Source organism: Ideonella azotifigens (genome assembly GCF_021043325.1).
GTDB classification, from domain to species: Bacteria; Pseudomonadota; Gammaproteobacteria; order Burkholderiales; family Burkholderiaceae_C; genus Ideonella; species Ideonella azotifigens.
Genome location: NZ_JAJNKD010000024.1, coordinates 1 through 21,790, shown reverse-complemented (window position 1 = coordinate 21,790; position 21,790 = coordinate 1). Strand labels below are relative to the sequence as shown.

24 protein-coding genes are annotated in these 21,790 nt (G+C 68.8%); 13 read left to right on the top strand and 11 right to left on the bottom strand.

Annotation, left to right across the window (positions count from 1 at the left end; all coding sequences use genetic code 11):
* Positions 1-76: 76 nt before the first annotated feature.
* Entirely contained in the window at positions 77-1,006 is a 930-nt protein-coding gene (locus tag LRH25_RS30125; RefSeq protein ID WP_231013109.1) for a LysR family transcriptional regulator, read from the top strand.
* Between the two features lie 3 nt (positions 1,007-1,009).
* Here LRH25_RS30125 and LRH25_RS30120 read toward each other — a convergent pair whose 3' ends face one another.
* The gene (locus tag LRH25_RS30120) at positions 1,010-2,128 is read right to left on the bottom strand and encodes a DUF2855 family protein (RefSeq protein WP_141291886.1); all 1,119 of its coding nucleotides are present in this window, start codon (positions 2,126-2,128) and stop codon (positions 1,010-1,012) included.
* 203 nt (positions 2,129-2,331) lie between these two features.
* Between LRH25_RS30120 and LRH25_RS30115 the strand changes: the two genes are divergently transcribed.
* A complete protein-coding gene (locus LRH25_RS30115; protein ID WP_231013108.1) occupies positions 2,332-3,456 on the top strand; it encodes a phospholipase A in 1,125 nt (374 codons plus the stop codon).
* Here LRH25_RS30115 and LRH25_RS30110 read toward each other — a convergent pair.
* Positions 3,437-4,378, bottom strand: coding sequence for a LysR family transcriptional regulator (locus LRH25_RS30110; RefSeq protein WP_231013107.1), 942 nt, complete (start codon positions 4,376-4,378; stop codon positions 3,437-3,439). The genes LRH25_RS30115 and LRH25_RS30110 overlap by 20 nt on opposite strands.
* Positions 4,379-4,481: 103 nt before the next feature.
* Here LRH25_RS30110 and LRH25_RS30105 point away from each other — a divergent pair, with 103 nt between their 5' ends.
* The gene (locus tag LRH25_RS30105) at positions 4,482-5,687 is read left to right on the top strand and encodes an aspartate aminotransferase family protein (RefSeq protein ID WP_231013106.1); all 1,206 of its coding nucleotides are present in this window, start codon (positions 4,482-4,484) and stop codon (positions 5,685-5,687) included.
* Between the two features lie 6 nt (positions 5,688-5,693).
* Here the strand turns inward: LRH25_RS30105 and LRH25_RS30100 are convergent, their stop codons facing one another.
* From LRH25_RS30100 to LRH25_RS30090, 3 genes are all read right to left on the bottom strand, one after another.
* Complete coding sequence (locus tag LRH25_RS30100; RefSeq protein ID WP_231013105.1) at positions 5,694-6,536, bottom strand: crotonase/enoyl-CoA hydratase family protein; 843 nt, start codon at positions 6,534-6,536, stop codon at positions 5,694-5,696.
* The gene (locus LRH25_RS30095; protein WP_141291572.1) at positions 6,533-7,633 is read right to left on the bottom strand and encodes a CaiB/BaiF CoA transferase family protein; all 1,101 of its coding nucleotides are present in this window, start codon (positions 7,631-7,633) and stop codon (positions 6,533-6,535) included. The genes LRH25_RS30100 and LRH25_RS30095 overlap by 4 nt, the downstream gene beginning before the upstream one ends.
* 88 nt (positions 7,634-7,721) lie before the next feature.
* Positions 7,722-8,633, bottom strand: a complete 912-nt coding sequence (locus LRH25_RS30090) for a hypothetical protein (protein WP_231013104.1) — start codon at positions 8,631-8,633, stop codon at positions 7,722-7,724.
* Positions 8,634-8,785: 152 nt separating this feature from the next.
* Here LRH25_RS30090 and LRH25_RS30085 point away from each other — a divergent pair, with 152 nt between their 5' ends.
* Positions 8,786-9,454, top strand: coding sequence for a nitroreductase (locus LRH25_RS30085; RefSeq protein WP_141288034.1), 669 nt, complete (start codon positions 8,786-8,788; stop codon positions 9,452-9,454).
* 14 nt (positions 9,455-9,468) lie between these two features.
* On the opposite strand, the gene LRH25_RS30080 is transcribed toward LRH25_RS30085, so the two are convergent.
* The 4 genes from LRH25_RS30080 to LRH25_RS30065 all read right to left on the bottom strand — a co-directional run bounded on the left by LRH25_RS30080 (position 9,469) and on the right by LRH25_RS30065 (position 11,818).
* Positions 9,469-9,981 carry a class IV adenylate cyclase gene (locus LRH25_RS30080; protein ID WP_141288033.1) on the bottom strand — a complete coding sequence of 171 codons (513 nt, stop codon included), beginning with the start codon at positions 9,979-9,981 and terminating at the stop codon, positions 9,469-9,471.
* Positions 9,978-10,421, bottom strand: a complete 444-nt coding sequence (locus tag LRH25_RS30075; protein WP_141288032.1) for a GNAT family N-acetyltransferase — start codon at positions 10,419-10,421, stop codon at positions 9,978-9,980. Before LRH25_RS30075 ends, LRH25_RS30080 begins: the two co-directional genes overlap by 4 nt.
* A 109-nt stretch (positions 10,422-10,530) precedes the next feature.
* The gene (locus LRH25_RS30070) at positions 10,531-11,241 is read right to left on the bottom strand and encodes an alpha/beta fold hydrolase (RefSeq protein WP_141288031.1); all 711 of its coding nucleotides are present in this window, start codon (positions 11,239-11,241) and stop codon (positions 10,531-10,533) included.
* 58 nt (positions 11,242-11,299) lie between these two features.
* Entirely contained in the window at positions 11,300-11,818 is a 519-nt protein-coding gene (locus LRH25_RS30065) for an SRPBCC family protein (protein WP_141288030.1), read from the bottom strand.
* A gap of 204 nt (positions 11,819-12,022) precedes the next feature.
* On the opposite strand from LRH25_RS30065, the gene LRH25_RS30060 reads away from it, so the two are divergent.
* Both LRH25_RS30060 and LRH25_RS30055 read left to right on the top strand, forming a co-directional pair.
* Positions 12,023-12,259, top strand: coding sequence for a hypothetical protein (locus tag LRH25_RS30060; RefSeq protein WP_231013103.1), 237 nt, complete (start codon positions 12,023-12,025; stop codon positions 12,257-12,259).
* Positions 12,256-13,119 (top strand): transglutaminase-like domain-containing protein, encoded by an 864-nt coding sequence (locus tag LRH25_RS30055; protein ID WP_141288028.1) that lies wholly within the window; start codon positions 12,256-12,258, stop codon positions 13,117-13,119. Before LRH25_RS30060 ends, LRH25_RS30055 begins: the two co-directional genes overlap by 4 nt.
* Here LRH25_RS30055 and LRH25_RS30050 read toward each other — a convergent pair.
* Positions 13,116-13,694, bottom strand: a complete 579-nt coding sequence (locus LRH25_RS30050) for a hypothetical protein (protein WP_141288027.1) — start codon at positions 13,692-13,694, stop codon at positions 13,116-13,118. The two genes, LRH25_RS30055 and LRH25_RS30050, sit on opposite strands and share 4 nt — an antisense overlap.
* Positions 13,695-13,905: 211 nt before the next feature.
* Here LRH25_RS30050 and LRH25_RS30045 point away from each other — a divergent pair, with 211 nt between their 5' ends.
* From LRH25_RS30045 to LRH25_RS30025, 5 genes are read left to right on the top strand one after another with little or no spacing between them, the layout of a single operon-like run.
* Entirely contained in the window at positions 13,906-14,610 is a 705-nt protein-coding gene (locus LRH25_RS30045; RefSeq protein ID WP_231013102.1) for a fumarylacetoacetate hydrolase family protein, read from the top strand.
* 5 nt (positions 14,611-14,615) lie between these two features.
* Entirely contained in the window at positions 14,616-15,521 is a 906-nt protein-coding gene (locus LRH25_RS30040; protein ID WP_141288026.1) for a helix-turn-helix transcriptional regulator, read from the top strand.
* A 36-nt stretch (positions 15,522-15,557) separates the two neighbouring features.
* Positions 15,558-16,322, top strand: a complete 765-nt coding sequence (locus LRH25_RS30035; protein ID WP_141288025.1) for an SDR family oxidoreductase — start codon at positions 15,558-15,560, stop codon at positions 16,320-16,322.
* A gap of 17 nt (positions 16,323-16,339) precedes the next feature.
* Entirely contained in the window at positions 16,340-17,293 is a 954-nt protein-coding gene (locus LRH25_RS30030; RefSeq protein WP_231013101.1) for a 2-hydroxyacid dehydrogenase, read from the top strand.
* Between the two features lie 34 nt (positions 17,294-17,327).
* The gene (locus LRH25_RS30025) at positions 17,328-18,305 is read left to right on the top strand and encodes a Bug family tripartite tricarboxylate transporter substrate binding protein (RefSeq protein WP_141290245.1); all 978 of its coding nucleotides are present in this window, start codon (positions 17,328-17,330) and stop codon (positions 18,303-18,305) included.
* A 1-nt stretch (position 18,306) separates the two neighbouring features.
* On the opposite strand, the gene LRH25_RS30020 is transcribed toward LRH25_RS30025, so the two are convergent.
* Positions 18,307-19,878 carry a methyl-accepting chemotaxis protein gene (locus LRH25_RS30020; RefSeq protein WP_141290246.1) on the bottom strand — a complete coding sequence of 524 codons (1,572 nt, stop codon included), beginning with the start codon at positions 19,876-19,878 and terminating at the stop codon, positions 18,307-18,309.
* A 398-nt stretch (positions 19,879-20,276) separates the two neighbouring features.
* On the opposite strand from LRH25_RS30020, the gene LRH25_RS30015 reads away from it, so the two are divergent.
* Together LRH25_RS30015 and LRH25_RS30010 are read left to right on the top strand one after the other, a co-directional pair.
* Positions 20,277-21,455 carry a methyl-accepting chemotaxis protein gene (locus tag LRH25_RS30015; protein WP_231013100.1) on the top strand — a complete coding sequence of 393 codons (1,179 nt, stop codon included), beginning with the start codon at positions 20,277-20,279 and terminating at the stop codon, positions 21,453-21,455.
* A gap of 48 nt (positions 21,456-21,503) precedes the next feature.
* A partial coding sequence (locus tag LRH25_RS30010) for a response regulator (protein WP_231013099.1) occupies positions 21,504-21,790 on the top strand: 287 nt, incomplete at its 3' end.

Genomic DNA, 21,790 nt, shown 5'->3' with positions numbered 1-21,790 from the left:
GATTGGGTTCGTGCAGGCCCTGTTGTCACCTGAGGGTCAGCCAACCGACACCTGGGCGGCGCACACTTCGGTTGCCATGCGCACGCCGCCGTTGATCGCCATCGAGGCCTTGTTGGCTGCCGCCGAAACCGGCAGCTTCAGCTTGGCGGCGGAGCGCTTGGCGATCAGCGCTTCGGCGCTGTCGCGGCGCATCCAGTCACTGGAGAGCGCGCTGGGCCGGCCCTTGTTTGTGCGTGGGCCGGGCAGCGCGCTGGCATTGACTGCCGCGGGCCGGCAGTACCTGCAGGCGGTGCATGGGCCGCTGCGGGCGATTGCCGATGCCGGGCTGGCGCTGCAGGGCCAAACACAGGCGCCGGTGCTCAGGCTGATGGCTTCGCATTCGCTGGCCACCGGCTGGCTGGCGCCTCGGCTGGGCCAACTGGGCGACCTGCTGGGCGGCTGCGAGATCGAGTTGCTGATTGGCCGCACGCCTGCCGAACTGCTGCGCTGCGGCGCGGACCTGGGCTTGCTGGCAGGCCCACTGGAAAACGCTCACGCGACGGAGCTGGCCACGCGCCCGTTGGTGGAACTGACCGCAGTGCCGGTGGCTGCACCGCCGCTGGCGCAGGCCTTCGCGGGCAGCAGCGAAGTCCTGGTACCGCAAGTCCTGGGCTCACGCCGGTTGGCGGTGCGGGAACCCGGTGACCTCTGGCCGCACTGGGCCCGGGCGGCCGGTTGGCGTGGCGAGGTTGCCCCCAGCGCCAGCAGCTTCGCCACGCTGATGCTGCTGTTCGAAGCCTGCGCTGCCGGCAGGGGCCTGGCACTGGGCCTGGCGCTGCATGCCGAGCACCTGCTGCGCGAGGGCCGGCTGCAGCGCCTGCCGCTGCCTGCGGTGGCGCTGGGCCGGCACTACCTGATGGCGCAACCCGCCCAGCTGCCGGCAGCCCGCCGTCCCCATGTGCGCCGCCTGGGCGACTGGCTGGAGGCCGAGGCGGCCCGCAGCGCGGCGGTGTTTGCGGCGAGCTGACCTTCAACTGCCCGGCCGCGCCACGAGCAGGCTGGACGCAGGCCATTCATTGCGCTGCAGCCGCAACCAGCCGGCGGCGATGGCGTCTCTGCCGTCCAAGTGGCGATACTCGAACCACGGGCGCTGGACCTCGGTCCACCAACCCAGCGCTTCCTGCAGCCGCTGGTCAAACTCGCCAGCGCCCCAGTCCGCCACCAGCGCCTGGATCTGGCGCGGGCCCGAAAAGACCTCCGTGGGCACGCGCAGGCCTTGCGCCGCAGCGCCCACCTCGCCGCCATGCGTGCTGCCCACGCACAGCAAGCGCTGGCAGCGCGGTGCTAGCGTCTGCAGCAAGCGCCCGAGCAAAGCCGCGTTGCCAGAGAAGTCGACCACCAGCACCGGGCCGGCCGTGTCCGCAAGCTCGGGCATTGCTTCGTAGCTCACCAGGCGTTCGAACAGCGCCATCTCGCGCAACCAGGCGGTGTTGCGTGCACTGCTCAGGCCCAGCAAGCGGGTGCGGCCGCCCATCAGATGCGCCAGCCCCAGCGCCGTCTTGCTGGCCGCGCTGACGAGGATCACCGAGGTACCTGGGGCCAGCTCCAAGGCCAGCCGCTGCGCCAGCGCGAAGGAGGTGATGAACAGCGGCTGCCAGCAGGCCTGGGCCGCCAGCGCGGCCTCGTCGCCAGTGGGGGCCTCACGGTATTGCTGGTACACAGGGTTCAGCCCCGCACGCGCGGGGCCCACCGCGCGCAGGCCTTGCCGTGCCGGCATCACCTGCAGGCGCAACACCGAGGCCAGCGGCCACAGCCCGAACCAGCGTGAGCCCGGCGCAACGCCAGGCAGGCCGGACGCCAGCACTCGCGCATGCCCCCAGGCCGGCACCTGGGCCCAGCCCGCGGCGGCGTCCGCTTCGTCTGGTGGATAGAGCGACCAGAAGCCCAGCGAGTCGCCCATGGACGCATAGGTCAGCGTGTTGGCACTCAAGGCCAGCCGCTCGACGGCCAGGTGCAGCTCACCGGGCGCAGCCTCCTCCGGCAGAACCACCGGTCGCTGCAAGGTCCGGCCGAAGTCCTGCCTGTCGACCAGCAAGCGCCAGCCGTTGCACGGCTCTTGCGGCGGCACCCTCTGCGCCCTCTGCCCCATGCTCAACCTCCGTCTTCACGACACCGAGCCGCCATGATGGCCAGCCGGGGCCAGCGCTGCCAACGCATTCGATGCAAGCCGGCTTGCGCCAGACGCAAGCACGGCGGCGAGGCCGCGAACCTGTTGTGCTGTAGGCCTCGGCTGACACCACGGCGCGCTGCGGCCAAGGAGAATTCGGCGGTTGTTTTCTGCAAGGTTCCCGCATGCCCTGGCCCCCCGCTCCCTCAGCCACCATCCCCCCGTCCCGCCAACCCGGACGGCGGCTGCTGGCCGGCGCCATCGGGGCCGTCCTGCCCTGGTTCGCCCAGGCGCAGAGCCTGGCCGACTGCGCTGCGCTGACCGATGACGCCAGGCGCCTGGCCTGCTACGACACCTTCGCCCGCGGCAGCGCAGCGCCAGCCGCGCCAGCTGATACCAAGCCCGCACCCGTGCCGCTGCCGGTACGCAACGAGCCCAGCGCGCTGCAGCAAGTGGCCACCGCGCCCAGCGGCCAGGGCCTGGCCGCGGCCGACTACCTCACCAAGTTCTGGGAGTTGGAACCCAGTGCCAAGCGCGGCACCTTCGTCGTGCGCACCTACCAGCCCAATGCGCTGCTGCCGGCGCACTACTCCAACAACATCAACCGATTGCCGGCCAGTCCCACGCACCCCAGCGACGGCGTCCAGCAGCCCTACAAGAGCACCGAGGCTGCGCTGCAGCTTTCGTTGCGGGCCAAGGTGCTGGAAGACGCGCTGCTGCCCAATGCGGACCTGTGGGTCGCCTTCAGCCAGAAGTCGATCTGGCAACTCTGGAACAGCGCCGAATCCTCCCCGTTCCGCAGTTCCGACTACCAGCCCGAGGTCATGTACACCGTGCCCATTTCGGACAAACTGGGCCTGCTGCCATCGGGGTGGCGCTGGCGCATGCTGCAGGCCGGCATTGCGCACGAGTCCAACGGCCAGCCCGACCCGCTCTCGCGCAGCTGGAACCGGGCCTACCTGGGCACCGCCTTCACGCGCGACGACTACGCGCTGCAGGCCGTCTTCAATCACCGGCTGGCCGAGACCGGCACCGACGACAACCCGCACATCACCGACTACATCGGCCACACCGAGTTGAGCGCCTCCTGGTTCCCGGGCGTGAACACCATGCAGCTGGTGGCGCGCACCTCGTTCAAGTCCTGGTCCAAAGGCTCGCTGAAGCTGAGCTGGAGCCACCCGGTGTTCTCGGACAAGCCAGACGGCCTGCGCTGGTACGTGCAGGCCTTCACCGGCTACGGCGAGACGCTGCTGGACTACAACCACCGGCAGACCAGCATCGGCGTGGGCTTCACGCTGTTCCAGCTGTAGGCGACAAGGCGCCCTCGTCGCCGAAGGCCTGCAGCGCAAACTCGATGAAGCCCTTCAGCTTGGGCGAGCGCTGGCGCTCAGGTGCATAGAGCAAATGCATGGGCCGGCTGGGCAGCGCGTGGCCGGTCAGCAGTTGCAGCAGGCGGCCTTCGGCCAGGTCCGCCGCCACCATCACTTCCGGCAGCATCGCAATGCCCAGGCCGGCCAGCGCTGCGCGGCGCAGCGCCTGCGCCTGGTTGACGGCCACCGGCCCGTCGACCGCGACAACGATCTCGCCCCCGCCTTGCGCAGCCGCGAAGCGCCACTGCCGCTCGGTCCAGCGCCATTCGGTGCCGGCCGGGTAGGTGAAGGCCAGGCATTCGTGGCCGGACAGTTCCTGCGGGCGCACCGGCCGGCCACGGCGGGCGACGTAGGCCGGCGCGGCGCACAGCAGCAGGCGGTGATCGCGCAGCGGGCGCGCCACCAGGCGCGGGCTTTCCAGCGTGCCCAGGCGGAACGCGGCGTCGAAGCCTTCGTCCACCAGGTCCACCACGCGGTCAGTCAGCACCACGTCCACCTTCACGGCGGGATGGCGTGCCAGGTATTCGGGCAACAGCGGCATCAAACACTCTGCGCCGAAAGTGGGCGGCGCGGTGACGCGCAGCGTGCCGCCGGGCGTGGCCAGTGCGTCTTCTGCCAGCCGGCCCGCCGCCTCGATCTGGCCCAGGATGTCGGTGCAACGCGCGTGGTACAGCGCGCCGAACTCGGTCAGGCGCTGGCGGCGCGTGGTGCGGTGAAGCAGCAGCGCGCCCAGGCGCTGCTCCAGCGCGCGCAAATGGTTGCCCACCATGGTGGTGGACATCTCCAGGCGCTGCCCGGCGGCGGTGAGGCTGCCTGCGTCCACCACCGCGGTGAACACCTGCATGGCTTGATGAAGGTCCATGCGGGTGATTGTCAACCAAGACTGCAAGGTGATTAAAGATACGGCGCATTGATCTTGATTGGCGTGTTAATGACACTGCAGCTCCCGCCTCAAGGAGACCGCCATGCAGATCATCGAAGCCAAGCCACCCGCCTGGCGCAACCCGCCCGCCGCGCTGATGCAGACCTACGCACCTGCCGACGTCGAATTCGTTGCCGGCCGCGACGCGCGGCTGTGGGACGCGCAGGGCCGCGAGTACCTGGACGCCGTGGCGGGCGTGGGCGTGAGCCTGCTGGGCCATGCCCACCCGGCGCTGGTGGCCGCCATTGCCGACCAGGCCGGCCGCGTGCTGCACCTGTCCAACCTGTACCACGGCGCGTGGGCGCAGCAGCTGGCCGAGCGGCTGGCGGCGGTGTCCGGCATGCAACGCGCGTTTTTCGGCAACTCGGGTGCCGAGGCCAACGAGGCGGCGCTGAAGCTGGCGCGGCTGCATGCACACAAGCGCGGCATTGCGCAGCCGCTGGTCGTGGTCATGACCCAGGCCTTCCACGGGCGCACGCTGGCCACGCTGTCGGCCAGCGCCAGCCCCGTCGTGAGGGAAGGCTACGCGCCCTACGTGGAAGGTTTCCTGCGGCTGCCGTTTGGCGACGCGCAAGCGCTGGCCGACGCGCAGGCCGAGCACGGCGAGCGCATCGTCGCGGTGCTGGTCGAGCCGGTGCAGGGCGAAGGTGGCGTGCAGGTGGCGCCGCCGGGCTACCTCAGCGCGCTGCGCACGCTGTGCACCCGCCACGGCTGGCTGCTGATGCTCGACGAGGTGCAGACCGGCCTGGGCCGCACCGGCCGCTGGTTCGCGTTCCAGCACGAAGGCGTGCTGCCGGACGTGCTGACGCTGGCCAAGGGCCTGGCGGGTGGCGTGCCGATTGGCGCCTGCCTGGCGGCCGGCGAAGCAGCCGAGTTGTTCACGCCCGGCAGCCATGCCAGCACCTTCGGCGGCAACCCGCTGGCCTGCCGCGCGGCCTGCACAGTGCTGGAAGTGATCGAGCAGCAAGGCCTGGTGGCGAATGCCGCTGCACAAGGCGAGGCACTGCTGAGCGGCCTGCGCGAGGCGCTGGCGGACCGGCCACGGGTGCGCGAGTTGCGCGGCATGGGGCTGATGCTGGGCATCGAGCTGGATGCGCCTTGCCGCGAGATCGCGCTGCGGGCGCTGCAGGAGCACCGGCTGCTCGTCAACGTGACACGCGACAACGTGATCCGCCTGCTGCCGCCGCTGGTGCTGCAGCGGCAGGAGGTCCAGGCCATCATCGACGCGCTGGCCGCGCTCACAGCTTGATCGCGTTCACTCGTCCTTGAACAGCGGCGCGCGACCTTCCATGCCGGCGCGCACGGCCTCCTGCTGCTGTGCGCCACCCATCACCTTTTGCTGCTCGCGCGCCTCGGCCAGCAGCACCTCGGCCGGCGTCGTCTGCGGCAGCAGGTTGCACAGGCGCTTGGCGCCACGAATGGCTTGCGGGCTGCGCGTGGCAATGCCGGCCGCGAGGGTGCGCGCTTCGGCCAGCGGGTCGGCGCAGGCGCGCGTGGCCAGGCCCAGCACCACGGCCTCTTCGCCACTCACCACGCGGCCGGTGTAGACCAGTTCACGCAACTGGTCGCCGCGCACCAGGCCGGCCGCCAGCGCCATGCCGGCCATGTCCGGTACCAGGCCCCACTTGATCTCCATCACGCTGAGCTTGGCGTCCGGCGTGACCAGCCGAATATCGGCCCCGAGTGCCACTTGCAGTCCGCCGCCATAGGCCACGCCATGCACCGCGGCAATGACCGGCACCGGCAGCGCATGCCAGCCCCAGGCGACTTGCTGGAAGGCGTTGGCCAAGCCATGGGTGCGGGCGGCCAGGTCGTTCATGTTGCCGGCGTCGTGCGAGCGCTGGGCGCGTTCGCTCTCGCCCATCGCAACGAAGCTCGCCAGGTCCAGCCCGGCGCAGAAGGCCCGGCCTTCGCCGTGCAGCACCACCACGCGCACACGCTTGTCTTCGGCCAGCTGGGCAATCGTGCGGTTGATGGCCTCGAACATCGCCGTGTCCAGCGCGTTCATCTTCTCGGGCCGGTTCAGCGCGACTTCGGCGATGCCGCGTTCGTCGATGCTGAGGCGCACACGGGCGCTGGTTTCGGTGGGGCTTGTCATCGGGTCTCCTGTGAAGCGGGTTCCGGCCGCCAGCGCGCCAACGCCTCGGCCAGGGTGGTTTCGCCGGGCGCCTCGGGCGGGCGGGAAGGCGTGCGCGAGAAGCGTGGGGCCGGCGCGGGCTGCGTCAGGCCGTCGAGGTCGACAAAGGTCTGCCGTGCCTGGTTGTGCCGGTGCTGCGGCGCCTCGTCCCAGTCCAGCACCGGGGCGAAGCAGGCATCGGTTCCTTCGAGCAGCGCACACCATTCATCGCGCGTGCGGGTGGCGAACAGCGCGGCCATTTGGGCTTTCTGCGCGGGCCATTGCGCCACATCGAGCTGCGCGTCGAACACGACATCCGTCATGCCGCAACGCTGGCGCAGCTCGGCGTAGAACTGCGGCTCGATGGCGCCGATGGCCACGAACTTGCCGTCCGCGCAGGCATAGCTGTCATAGAACGGCGCACCGCCGTCCAGCATGTTGCTGCCGCGCTGGTTGCTCCACTCGCCGCGCGCGGTGTAGCTGTACATGAAGGCCGACAGCAGCGCCGCGCCATCGGTCATTGCCGCGTCCACCACCTGGCCGCGGCCGCTTCGCTGCGCCTCGTTCAGCGCGGCCAGCAGGCCCACCGCCAGCAGCATCGCGCCGCCGCCGAAGTCGCCCACGTAGTTCAGCGGCGGCACCGGCTTCTCACCGGCACGGCCAATGGCATGCAGCGCCCCGCTGATGGCGATGTAGTTCAGGTCATGCCCTGCTGCATGCGCCAGCGGCCCGTGCTGGCCCCAGCCGGTCATGCGGCCATAGACCAGGCGAGCATTGCGCGCCAGGCACAGCTCCGGGCCCAGGCCCAGGCGCTCCATCACGCCGGGGCGAAAGCCTTCGATCAGCGCATCGGCCTGGTCGACCAGCGCCAGCGCGGCTTCGATGCCCGGGGCGCTGCGCAGGTCCAGCGCTAGCTGCGCGCGGCTGCGGGTCGTGATGTCGGTCGGCACCACGGGCACGCCCGGCCGGGTGATGCGCAGCACGTCGGCGCCCATGTCGGCCAGCAGCATCGCGCAGAACGGCGCCGGGCCCAGCCCTGCGAATTCCACGACCTTGAGTCCTGACAACGGTCCGGCCATGCGGTGGGTCCTGACTGGCAATGAGGGAGTGCCATCTTGGCCGAGCACGTCGCAGCGAGCCATCGGCGTAAACAATGAAAAGTGCGGCTCAACGCAGCTGCAAGGCCTCCAGCCGCGCCCGCAGCATCGGCGGCAACTCGACCGGCCTCCGGCTCTCCTTGTCGATGCAGACCAGCACCGCGTCCGACACGGCATGGCAGAGCGTGCCGTCGAACAAGGCCGTGCGCATCGGCATCGCGCTGCGGCCGATGGGGCCGGCGCCGCTGGCCAGTTGCCACTCCCGCGGCGGCGGGGCCACGCGCAGGATGCGCAAGCGCACCTGGGCCACCAGCGCGTGCATCTTGCCCGTGGCGGGCAAGCCCTCGGCCTGGCGGTGCAGCAACTGCATGCGGCCGTGTTCGGCGTAGCGGGCCAGCGCCAGCGCATCGGTCTGGCGCTGCGGGTCCAGGTCGCTGAAGCGCGTGGGGAGGCTGCTGTGCATCGCATAGGCCTCGGGGCCGGCGCGCAGCGCCGCCGGGTCGTCACCGCCGGCAGGCGAGCCGGCCAGCACATCGCCGGTGGGCGGTGGCTGGTCATGCAAGGCGGCGGCCAAGGGACCGGCCACATCGGCCGGCAGCGCGCAGGTCTCGCCCTGCTGCCAGGCGCGCATCTCGATGTCCTGCAGGCCGATGCAGCGCCCGGCCTGGAACAGCCCGCTGGCCAGGCGCCAGCACTCGCCGTCCACCGCCAGCAGCCTCAGGCCGGCTTGCAGCGGCTCCGGGTAATGGCCTTCCTCGATGAAGTGGGTGACGAGCTCGGAGGGCCGCAACATCGGCGCTTCTCGGCGCCAGCTCTGCGCGCCGAACAGTGCCATCTGCCACTGCTGGCGCGCCTCGATGTGCAGGCCGATCACGGCGCTGTTGTTCAGGTGGCCCAGCGTGTCCACGTCTGCATGGCGCGGCTGCAGCGTGGTGTGCCAGGCATAGGCGGCAGGGTCAAGTCGCCAGGCGGGGTGTCTCATCGGTGACAGCAGGCTCGCGGTGCAAAGAGGCATCTTAGAGGCGCCGGCCGCCCCGCAGGCCAATCCGGGGAAATGCGAGCCCGGGCCGGCAGGCGGTCCCGGCATCTGCCAACATGCACGCCTCTGTTGAGGCCCTCTTTCAGGATGTCCCGATGCAAGTCCAAGAAGCCATTGCCTCGCGCCGCTCGGTGCGCGATTTCCTGCCCACCCCAGTGCCGGGCGAGACCATCCGCCGGGTGCTGACGCAGGCCCTGCGCGCGCCTTCCGGCGGCAACCTGCAACCCTGGTACCTGCACGTGGTGGGCGGCGAGCGGCTGGACGCGCTGAAGGCACTGATGCGCGAGCGCCTGGCCGCCGGCACCGCAGAGGAAGCCGAGTACGACGTCTACCCGCGCGAACTGCTCTCGCCCTACCGCGACCGGCGCTTCCAGATTGGCGAGGACATGTACGCCACGATGGGCGTGCCCCGCGAGGACAAGCCGGCCCGCCGCCGCTGGTTCGCCCGCAACTACGAATTCTTCGGCGCCCCGCTGGCCCTGTTCTGCACACTGGACAAGCGCCACGGCCCGCCGCAGTGGTCCGACGCCGGGATGCTGCTGCAGTCCATCATGCTGCTGCTGCGCGCCGAGGGCCTGGACAGTTGCCCGCAGGAGTCCTGGGCGAACTACCCACAGACGCTGCGCGAGTTCCTCGGAATCCCGGCCGAACGCATGCTCTTCACCGGCATGGCCATCGGCTACGCCAACCCGGCGCACCCGGTGAACTCGCTGGTGGCGCAGCGTGCGCCGCTGGAAGAGGTGGTGAGTTTCGAGGGGATCTGATCGCCGGTCCGCAATCACCGGCCTGCCAGCAAGTCCAGGTAGGCGCCCTGCATCAGTTGGCCCGGCACCACGCCCAGTTTCGCCATCAACGCATGCGCCTCGGCCACGCCGTCGGCCTCAGATTCTTCGGGCGCCAGCACGACTTCGAGTTCCAGAAAATCGCCCAGCCCTGCCACGCGGTCCAGGTGGATGCGCGTGCGGCCGGCGATGAACAAGGTGCGCTGCTTCTGCACCCGGCCGACGACGCCATGCGCCAGCGTCAACACCTCGCGCAGGCTGTCCGGCGATTCGGTTGGTGAGCGTTGGTAGAAGCTGGTCTTCGGGCCTGCGCTGTCCGCCCGCTGGTAGAAGATCAACTCGCCGCGGCCGTCTGCGAACTGGCGAAGCTTCAGCCGGCCTTGGGCGCACGCGAAGAAGCTGTCGTCCTGCTGGATCAGCGTCGGCCCTTCGTCGGCGACTGACGCGGCGAGCGGCAACAGCGCCTCGACGCTGGCGATGCGGGCCTTGATTTCGATGTTGCGGTTCATCTCTCTGCAGCCTCGGGTTCGAGATTCATCTCATACCTGAACTCGCCACCCTCGGGCTCCCCCACCTTTCGCCAACCTTTGCGTTCGTAAAACCCGCAGGCCCTGGTTGTCACGCCGGTGGTCAGCCACAGCAAGGGCAACTTCACCGACCGCAGCCAGGCCAGCATCTCGTCGTGCAAACGTCCGCCATGGCCAAGGCCCTGCGCGTTCGGGTGCACGAACAGCGCCCAGATATTGCCGGTCTGCACATTGCCGATCGCGAAGGCGACGATGCCGCCTTGCTGCTCCACCACCCAGCCGCGGCCGGTCTGCTCGATGGCCTCGATGACCTCCTCGTCCGAGATGCGGCCGGGGGTCGGGGTGTTTTCGGTGACGGCGTAGCGGACGGACCAGATGCCAGGCAGATCGGTGCGGATGGCTTGGCGCAGGGTGAATGCCATGTGGTCACCCTGGCCGCACAACTGCTGTAAGAAGTCTTGCCATGCCCATCGTCTTGCTCCCTGTCGATCAAGTTGCCGCCGCGCACTTTGCCACGCACCTGGACAGCAGTCATGCCTCAGGCATGGGATCCACCATCAGCGCTGCGGCAAAACTGCAAATGGCCTCAGCAGCTTGGCGGGAATGTGTCTGAAGCAGGAAGTGCGGCGCGTTGAACGACGCCCACTGCAGATCTGCCTTCAACTGGCGAACGCGTTGGCCGGCCGCGGCAGGAACCACCCAATCCTGCGTGGCCTGCAAATACAGCATCGGCACAGCCACCTGCTGCAAAGCGCTGCCGGCATCAACGGCCAGCACGGCTTTCAGCCGCGCACGCAGCGCTTCCACCGAGACAGAAGCCAGCGCTTCGGCCAGGGCTTGCTGCAGCGCGGGGCTGGTCCAGCGTCCCATCAAAAGCCGCCCCAGCCAGGCCGAAGGCACAGCGCGCATCGGCAGCCAGCGCATGACGCTTCGCAGGCCTGAGGCCCAGGGATGCGGATTGCACGCGAAAGTGCAGGACAGCACGACACCACGCAACATTGGCGGACGCTCCGCCGCCAGCAGCAACGCCACCGGCCCCGAAAACGATTCGCCCAACAGCACGTACGGCCGGTCCCGGGGAAGTTGCGCGCGCACGCGGTCGACCAGTGCTTCGTAGCCGGCAGGCAAGGTCGTGGGATAACGTATCACCAACGCTTCGCAAGTTGCGGGCAATGCAGCCAGGAACGGTTCAAGCAAGATCCCGGTGCCGTCCAGCCCAGGCAGCACGACCAGCGTAATCAACCGGCGTCCTCCGCCGGCACCACCAGGCGCATCGGGCGGTTAGGCGCGCTCGCGCTCATCACGCGGCGTGAACAGGCGTTGCCGACGTGTCAAGCGCCAGTCCCGCCAGTACCGCGGCCAGGCGGTCCAGGTTCTGCTCGTTGGCCACCACGACAAAGGCGGCGATGCGGTCGCATTCGGCCTCGGTGTCGAAACGCTGCTGCCAGTGCACCCTGGTCTGTTGCGTGCCGACCGGCTCCAGGCGAAGCGTCATTTCGAAGTGGTGGCCGGAGAGGTGGTCGAACACGATGAGTTCGGGGGCGACGACCTGGGCAAACACGCTTTCGTTCGGGAAGTCGCTGCCGTCCGGCGCGTGCATCACGAAGCGCCAGCGGCCGCCGGGCCGGAAGTCGAACTCGGCGAAGGTGTTGCGAAAGCCTGCCGGGCCCCACCACTGCGCGAGTTGCGTGGGGTCCGCAAAGGCCCGGAACACCCGCTCGGGCGGCGCATCCAGCAGCCGGTGGCTGAGCATGTCGCGGCCATGCTGGCCGATGGCGGGCAGCGCGACCGCAGGCGGGGTGGCGGGTTCGGACTTCATGGCAGAGATGCTACTGCGACCTCGCTGGCGGCAGCGAGCTTGCGGGCCGCCATCCAGTCACCTCGGCTCCGGCATCCACCCCGCGCCGGCCAGGTGCCTGCGGCAGGCTGGTTGTGGCGCCGCGCAAACAACCTTGGGGGTTGCCCCTTGCTGGCGTGCGGGCATCGCCAATTCGGTGTTACGGTGTGCCAACCAGGAAGCTCATTGAAGCCCTCTACACGCTCATCCCAGCCTGCGCCAGTGCGCATCGACCCCTTGCGCAACGCCTTGCTGGCCACGGTGGATGCGCTGCACCGCCGCCGGGCCGACCTGGTGAGCGAATCGCTGATTGAGGCCTACGTGGCCGCGTTCTGGATGGAATGGGCTGGCGGCACGCTCAAGCTCACCGAAACCGGCCAGAACATCTGCAAGCAGCTGCGCGCTGCAGCGAGGGTCGCATGATCCGGCTGCAGATTGCCATCCAGCTCGACTACGAAGTCTCCGCCACCGGCAGCGACTTCGTCTTCAACATCCACGCCGCGCAAACCGCCCGCCAGCATGTGCTGGACGAGCAGCTCACGCTGAGCCAGCCGGTGGCCTACCGCGTGGAGAACGAGCCCAGCAGCGGCAACCGCCTGCTGCGCTTCAGCGCCCCACCCGGCCAGCTGCAGGTCAACTACCGGGCCACGCTGGACGTGCACCACTTCATCGGCTCGCCCGAACTGATTCCGGAAGTGCCGGTGGCCAAGCTGCCGCCCGAGGCGCTGGTCTACATCTACCCCAGCCGCTACTGCCCTTCCGACCGGCTGCACCAGCTCGCCATGCGCGAGTTCGGCAGCCGCTGGCAGGGCTACAGCCGGGTGCAAAGCATTTGCGACTGGGTGCGCGAGCGCACCACCTTCGCCTCCAACACCAGCACCTCGCAAACCTCGGCGCTGGACACGCTGCTGGACCAGACCGGCGTGTGCCGCGACTTTGCGCACCTGATGATCGCGCTGTGCCGCGCGATCAACATCCCGGCCCGCTTCGCCACCGGCATCGACTACGGTGCCGACCCTGCCCTTGGCCCGACCGATTTCCACGCCTACGTCGAGGTCTACCTCGGCGACCGCTGGTACATGTTCGACCCTTCGGGCACTGCCATCCCGATGGGCTTCATGCGCTTTGGCATCGGCCGGGATGCCGCAGACACCGCGTTTGCAACCATTTTCGGCAGCGTCAAGACGCATGCCCCAGTGATCGACATCCAGGCCATTGCCGGGGCCGACGGGCGGCTGCGCCAGCCCTTCCACTGCGGCCGCGCGCTGTCGACAGACGGCTAGCCGCCCAGGCCCTCCGGCCTGCTGGCCGCCGCCTGCGCGGCTTCCTGCTCGCGCTGCTGCGCCACGGCCAGCAGCGTCTGCTCGTAGGCAGTGCCAAACTCGACCCGCGTGAGATCGCGGTAGCGGTAGCTGCGGCCACCCAGCTCCCATTCGGCTTCGGGACTGAGCCGGCGCAGCGCGTAGGCCTCCTCGGTGCTCATGCGCAGCGCGCCGACCTCCACCGCATCCGGATCCACCAGTTCCTCGGTCAGCACCACAACGCCGAACATCGCTTCGGCCGACGCCAGCAGCTCGCGCATCGAGCCCAGTGCCAGCTGCCGCAGCGGCTTGGGGTACTGCTCCTTCAGCGCCAGCGCCCGCTGCAGCATGTCCAGGCGAGAAAAGTCAGTGGCAATGGTCTGCACGTCCTCGCGCCGGAAGGCGATATAGCCGTCCAGGTCAAGCCGGCTGCTGACCTGGTGCAGCACGACGAAATCGTCGCTGTCGGCCACCAGGAAGCCGTGCCAGGGGGTGTCGTCCACGCTGCGCAGCAGCTCGACCAGCGGCAGGTTGCCGATACCAAAAGGAGAGTGCATGGCGATCAGGATTCAGCTTGGCTTCGTTGTAACACGCCCGGCCTGAAAGCCGCGGCGGGCGCACTGCCGCGGTGGGTCGCACGGCCCTCAGGGTTGCCCCTGATCAAGCCCTTGCGCGCGTTGTTCCGTCCGTAAGAACCGCAGTCCTGTCCAAGTCCGCGGCGATACGCTTGCCTATGCTTCCTCAAGCCTTTTGCCTGAGGACCGCTGCGTGAAGAACCCGCCCATTCCTGCCCTGCCGACGGTGCCAGCACCGACGCTGGCCATCGCCAACAGCACCGACCGGTTCCCGATCCGGCGGGTGTTCTGCATTGGCCGGAACTACCCATGGCCGGGCAGCGCCACGCTGGCCGGCACCCCACGCGAAGCGCCGTTCTTCTTCATGAAGCCGGCCGACACCGTGGTGCCAGCCCAGGGCCTCATCGCCTATCCCCCGCTCAGCGAAGATTTCTGCCATGAGATCGAGCTGGTGGTCGCCATCGGCAAGGCCGGCGTGAATGTGCCGCCGGAGGCAGCGCTGGACCACGTGTGGGGCTACGCCGCCGGCCTGGACCTGACGCGACGGGACCTGCAGCTGGAAGCCAAGCAGGCGGGCCGACCATGGGAAGGCGCCAAGGCCTTCGATGCTTCCGCGCCCTGCAGCCCACTGGTACCGGCGCCCATCAGCGGCCATCCGACAAGCGGCACCGTGTGGCTCGCGGTGAACGGCGACCAGCGGCAGCATGCCGACCTGGCCGAGCTGATCTGGCCGGTGCACGAGCTGATCAGCTTCCTGTCCCGCTCGGTGACGCTGCAGCCCGGCGACCTGGTCTTCACCGGCACGCCGGCCGGCGTGGCCGCGCTGCTGCCGGGGGACGTGATCGAAGCCGGCATCGAAGGCGTGGCCGCATTCAGCGTGACCATCGCCCCACGGTGAACGCCATGGCCAAACTCGCCATCGTGCCGACGCTTGCCATGCAGCAGCGCAGCGACAGCCCGGACTTCTACATCCGCGACCGGGACGAGCGGCCAGCCACCACCACGCCGCACCGGCACGACTATTTCCAGATCCAGATCAACCGCGGCGGCGACACGGTGCACCACATCGGCGGCGCGATCCGCCCGTTCCCGCGCCACACCGTGGCCTTCATCCTGCCGCACCGGCTGCACCTCATTCCGCACCCGGCGGATGCCGACTTCGTCGTCATCAACTTCACCCAGGAATTTTTCGTGCAGCACATCCGCTGCGATCCGCTGGACCTGGAAGACATCCCGCTGGCAGAGGCCCCCGAGCTGGCCCCGTTCCGCTTCCAGGAGCACCTGGACTTCACGCTGGACAGCAGCGATTTCGCCGAGCTGGAAACCCTGGTCGCGAAGATGCGCGCCATCGGCGCGACACGCCAGGTCGGCTCCGCACTGATCCTCAAGGGCCACCTGCTGGCGCTCATTGGCCGCATCTGCAACCTGTACCAGAACCAGCTGCTCGCGCTGGCGGCAGACAAGGCCGAGAAGCGCGGCCGGCGCGACGCACTGGAGCGCGTCACCAAGTACATGCGCGAGCAGATCGGCAACCCGGCGCTGTCGCTGAAAGACGCCGCCGCTGCCGCCTTCCTCACGCCCAACTACCTCACCCACCTGCTGCGCAAGGAAACCGGCAGCACCTTCACCGACCTGGTGCTGGACCGCCGCATGCGCCTGGCCCGCACCCACCTGATCAACACCTCCAGCTCGATCAGCCAGATCGCCGAGCACTGCGGCTTCTCGGACGAAGCCTATTTCTCGCGCCGCTTCAAGAAGGCCTACGACCAGTCGCCGAGCAGCTTCAGGCGGCAGCACCAGGGCGGTTGAGACACCGCCCCAAAACCCAAAACCAAGGAGTCACGCATGACCCATCCCTCGCCCCCAAAAGTTGCCCTCGTCACCGGCGCTGGCAGCGGCATCGGCCGCGCCGTTGCGCTGGCGTTGCTCGAAGACGGCTTTGCCGTCGTGCTGGCCGGCCGGCGTGCCGAGCCGCTGCTCGAAATCGCCGAGGCCGCCAGGCAGCAAGGCCAACAGGCGCTGGCCGTGCCGACCGACGTGCGCGACGCGGCCAGCGTCACCGCGCTGTTCAAGGCCATCGAGACCAGTTTCGGCCGGCTTGACGTGCTGTTCAACAACGCCGGCGTCAATGCGCCTGCGGTGACGGTGGACGAACTGCCGCTGGAGGCCTGGCAGAACGTGATCGACACCAACGTGACCGGCGTCTACCTCTGCGCCCGCGCCGCCTTTGGCCTGATGCGCCGGCAGCTGCCGCAGGGCGGCCGCATCATCAACAACGGCTCGATCTCGGCGCACACGCCGCGCCCCCTCAGCTGCCCCTACACGGCCAGCAAACACGCGGTACTGGGCCTCACCAAGGGCCTGGCGCTGGACGGCCGCGAGTTCAACATCGTCTGCAGCCAGGTCGACATCGGCAACGCGCTGACCGAGCTGTCGGCCCGCATGACCAAGGGCGTGCGCCAGGCCAACGGCAGCATCGCCGCCGAGCCCATGGTGGACGTCAGGTACGTGGCAGACGCCGTGCGCTACATCGCCGGCCTGCCGCTGTCGGCCAATGTGCTGAACATGACGGTGATGGCCAGCCACATGCCGTTTGTCGGCCGCGGCTGAGCGAAGGAAGCACGGTCATGAAACCCGACATCCTCCAGCTCAATCCCATCCTGGTCCCGGTCATCAACGACCAGCTGAACGCGCTGTACACGGTGCACCGGCTCTACGAGCAGGCGGCCCCGGACGCCTACCTGCGCGAACACGGCGCGAAGATGCGCGGCGTCATCACCGGTGGCCACACCGGCATCAGCAAGGCAATGATGGAACAGCTGCCGGCGCTGCAGATCGTCGCGGTCAACGGCGTGGGCACCGATGCGGTGGATCTCGCCTACGCCCGTGCGCGCGGCCTGCCGGTGGCGGCCACGCTGGGCGCGCTGACCGAAGACGTCGCGGACCTGGCCATTGGCCTGCTGATCGCCACCTGCCGCGACATCTGCACGGTGGACCGCTTCGTGCGCGGCGGCGAGTGGGTCAGGCGTCCGCAGCCCAGCGCCATCCGCCTGGCGCGGCGCTTCAGCGGCATGCGCGTGGGCATTGTCGGCATGGGCCGCGTGGGCCGCGCCATCGCCATCCGCGCCGCGGGCTTTGGCTGCCCGGTCGCCTACACCGACCTGCGCGCGATGACCGATGTGCCGTGGACCTACATCGCCGACCTGAAGGAACTGGCCCGAAGCAGCGACGCACTCGTGCTGGCTGCCGCCGCGGACAAGGCCGAAGGCATCGTCGACGCCGCGGTGCTGGACGCGCTCGGGCCCGACGGCTTCCTGGTCAACATCGCCCGCGGCCGGCTGGTCAACGAGCCGGACCTGGTCGCTGCCCTCACGTCAGGCCGCATTGCCGGTGCCGGGCTGGACGTGTTTGCCGACGAGCCGCATGTGCCGCCCGCGCTGCTCGCGCTGGACAACGTCGTCTGCCAGGCCCACCGCGCCAGCGCCACGCACGAGACGCGCAAGGCCATGGGCGAGATGGTGCTGGCTGCCATCGCCCAGGCGCTGGCGGGCGAACGGCCTGCCATGAGCCTGACGACCTGAATCGCTTCAACCACAACACCGGAGACAAGACATCATGAAGTTCAAGCAACTCGGCGCCATCGCCATCGCCCTCAGCTCGCTGGCCGCGGCACTCGTCAGCGGCCAGGCCTCAGCGCAGGCCTACCCGAGCCGGCCCATCACCATCATGGTGGGCTCCACGCCAGGCAGCACGACGGACGGACTGGCGCGCGCGCTGGGCGCCGTCATCACCAAGGAAACCGGCCAGCCGGTGATCGTGGACAACCGCGCCGGAGCCTCCGGCGGCATTGCCGCACAGGCCACCGCCCGCGCCGCACCGGACGGCTACACGCTGTTCATCACCACCAACACCACGCAGGCCGCCAACCCGCATCTGTTCAAGAAGCTGGTATACGACCCGATCAAGGACTTCACGCCCATCGGCCAGATGGTGCAGGGCTACATGCTGATGGTGGTGAGCCCGACCTCCAAGGCCAAGACCGTGGGCGAATTCATCGCGCTGGCCAAGCAGTCGCCGGGCAAGCTGAGTTTCGGCGCCGGCAGCTCGTCGGCGCGCATCGGCGTGGAGCTGTTCCAGCACATGAGCGGCACGCAGCTGACCTACGTGCCCTACAAGGGCAACCCGCAGGCGGTCATGGACCTGGTCGGTGGGCAGACCGACGTGATGATCGTCGACCTGACCACCAGCCTGCCGCAGGTCAAGGCCGGCAAGCTGCGCGCGCTGGGCGTGAGCAGCCCCACGCGCTCGCCGTTGGTGCCCGGCGTGCCGACCATTGCGGAATCCGGTCTGCCAGGCTACGTGGCCAACCACTGGAACGCGCTCTATGCGCCAGCCGGCACGCCCACCCCCATCGTGCAGCGCCTGAACGAGCTGATGCGCAAGGCGATGGCGACCGATGCGCTGCGCGAGTTCGCCGAACAGAACGGCATGGAAACCCACCCCACCTCGCCGCAGGAACTAGCCGCCTTCCAGCTCGCCGAGCTGGACCGCTGGGGCAAGATCATCAAGGACGCGGGCATCCAGCCCGAGTGAATCAGGAGGCCGCCAGCTTGAAGGTGGACATGGCACCCACCAGGTGCTCGCTCTGCTCGCGCAGGCTGGAGGCGGCCGCGGCGCTCTCCTCGGCCAGCGCGGCATTCTGCTGAGTCGATTCGTCCAGCTGGGCGACCGCCTGGCCGACCTGCGCCACGCCGCTGCTCTGCTCGGCGGTGGCCAAGGTGATCTCGCCGACGATGTGGCTGACGCGCTGGATCGCACCGACGATCTCGCTCATGGTCTCGCCAGCGCGGTCCACCAGCGCCGAGCCCTGCTCCACCTGCTCCACGCTGGTGGTGATCAGGGTCTTGATCTCCTTGGCAGCCGCTGCGCTGCGCTGCGCCAGGGCCCGCACCTCGCTGGCGACCACCGCGAAGCCGCGGCCCTGCTCACCGGCGCGAGCCGCTTCGACCGCGGCGTTCAGCGCCAGGATGTTGGTCTGGAAGGCAATGCCGTCGATCACCGTGATGATGTCGGCAATCCGCTTGGAGCTGGCATTGATGCCGCGCATCGTGTCCACCACCTGGCCGACCACCGCGCCGCCACGGCCGGCCACGTCGGACGCGCCTTGCGCCAGCACATTGGCCTGCTGCGCATTTTCGGCATTGCTGCGCACGGTCGAGCCGAGCTGGTCCATGGTCGCGGCGGTCTGCTGGATTGCGCTGGCCTGCAGTTCGGTGCGCGCGCTGAGGTCCGCACCGCCATGGGCGATCTGCTCGGTGCCGGTGGCAATGGAATCCGCCGCGCGGCGCACCTCGTTGACGATGCGCGACAGGCTGCCCTGCATCGCACCCAGCGAAGCGAGCACGCTACCCTGCGGTGCCTCGTGTGCGCCATCCAAGTCGGTCAGGTTCCCTTCGGCAACGCGGCTTGCGACCCGGCTCAGGTCAGCCGGCTCGGCGCCCAGCGCCTTGCGAAGGCCGCGCACGATCAGCCAGCCGGCCAGCACCGCGGCGCCAAGGGCCAGCAAGCAGGCCGCGATCAGCAAGATGCGCTGTTGGCCGTACTGGACCTGGGCTTCTTCCTTCAGTTGCGCTGCACGGGATTCGGTGTAGTCGGCATAGTCCGTCGTGGCCTTGGCCAGCGCCTTGATCAGCGGCCGACACTCGGTGTTCATCTTCGCGATGGCGGCATCGTGCTCGCCCTTCAATGCCAGGTCCACGATGGCCAGCGCCACCGGACCGTAGCGCTGCTCCACCTGGTCAATGGCAGCGACGTGCTGGCGGGCAGCCTCGGACACCCCGCTGGTCGCGACCATGGCCTTCAGCTGCGCCAGGCTGCGCTGCACCTCGGCATGCGCTGCCTTCACCTCCTCGTCCTCGGCAGCCAGGTCGGCCGGCGTAGAAACCAGCACCAGGTTGCGAGCCGCAATGGCGCGGCGGTCGACTGCGATGCGCAGGTGCGAGGCCACCGTGGCGCGTGCGCTCACACCGTCAACATGATGGACAAAGCGCGCATTGGCATCGCCAAGGTCCTTGAGTGCCAGGGCAGCCACGACGGCCACAAGGACGGCGAGGATGCCAAAGGCCAACGTGAGCTTGGCGCGAATCGTCAGGGAGCGGTGTGTCATGGCTGTCTCTTCTTGGTGGTGCAAAGGGCCCGCGCGGAAGCAACGCGGCTTGCTTGGTCTACAGAGACTTCGGCCACCCAGTCGACCAACTGAATGATGGCAACTGCGCACGACTCGCCACCTGCGGTGTGCTCGCCGTCACTAATTCACGGTAGCCGCGTTTTCATGCGGCACCCCAAGAGGGCGCAAGCGCCGGGATGACCGCACTTTCGAGCGCCTGGGGGCTCTGCAGTGTTCCGAAATGAGGGCCAAACATGGCACTTTGTCTCGCTTTCCACTGGGTGCTCCGATGGAATAGTCAAGTTCGTGACACCGGGTCTGCACCCGGTCAAGTTCGGGCGTGGCGCCTCAAGTCGAGGACCAGCCCGCCGATGTGAGGCCGTATGCCTGCTTCCACAATGCCTTCTTCGCCCGTCGCTCCCAGCGCCGCCACCACCCTCATCCAGCGGCTCGGCCGCATGCATGGCAGCGGCATGGGCCTGGCCGGCGCGGCCGGCATGTTGCTGACCGGCGGTGTCCAGACCGGGCCGCTGCTGGGCGGCGTCGCGCTGCTGGTCGCAGGCGCCTGGAGCGACTGGCAGCGCGCGCGCCGCCGCTCGTCAGACCACGACAGCGCCGCCGCCTTCGTGGCCGGCACCGATCGGCTGGGGCAGGACGTGCTGCCGGTCTGGAGCGCCCACATCGAAACCTCGCGTGCCCAGATGGAAGATGCCGTGGCCGCGCTGTCGCAGCGTTTTGCCAGCATCGTGGACCGGCTGGACCAGGCGCTGAAAGCCTCGGCCCAGGACGGGGACCAGGGCGTGGGCGCCGTATTCGACCAGAGCAACCGCGACCTGCACGGCGTGCTGGACACCCTGCGCGAAGCCATGACCAGCAACAGCGCCATCCACGCCGAGGTGCAGTCCCTGGGCCACTTCGTCGGTGAACTGCTGGAGATGGCAGCCGAGGTCGCCTCCATCGCCTCGCAGACCAACATGCTGGCGATCAACGCCGCGATCGAGGCCGCGCATGCCGGCGAAAACGGCCGCGGCTTCAGCGTGCTGGCGCAGGAAGTGCGCAAGCTCTCGGTGATGTCGGGGGAGACCGCCCAGCGCATGGCCGAGAAGGTGCAGGTCATCAGCGAAGCCATCAAGACCACGCGCAGCAGCGCCGAAGCTTCATCCCAGCGCGGGCAGGCCTCGGCGGCCGAAGCCGAAACCTCGATCAACGGCGTGCTGGGCCATTTCCGCAGCGTCACCGAAGGGCTGGAAGCGTCTTCCGAAGTGCTCAAGCGCGAAAGCGTGGGCATCCAGGGCGAGATCGTCGAAGCGCTGGTGCAACTCCAGTTCCAGGACCGCGTGAGCCAGCGCATGACCCATGTGCGCCACAACATCGAGCGCCTGCCCACGCTCCTGAGCGCCACCCGCAGCCGCTTCGAGTCGGCCGGTGAGCTGCAGGCGGTCGACAGCGCCGCATTGCTGGCCGAGCTGGAAAGCAGCTACGCGATGGCCGACGAGCGCAACACCCATCAACGCAGCCACACGGGCAGCGCGGTCGCTGCGCCCGCCGCAGCCGAAGAAGAAGTCACCTTCTTCTGATCCGCCCCATTCCGACCTCGTCTCTCAGAACTCAAAGGGAATCCATCCATGGCCAAGACCATCATGATCGTCGACGACTCAGCCTCGCTGCGGCAAGTTGTCGGCATTGCGCTGCGCGGCGCCGGCTACGACGTGATCGAAGGCTGCGACGGCGTTGACGCGCTGAAGAAGCTGACCGGGCAGAAGGTCCACATGATCATCAGCGACGTGAACATGCCCAACATGGACGGCATCAGCCTGGTCAAGGCGGTCAAGCAGCTGCCGGCCTACAAGTTCACGCCCATCGTGATGCTGACCACCGAATCGGCCGGCGGCAAGAAGGCCGAAGGCCAGGC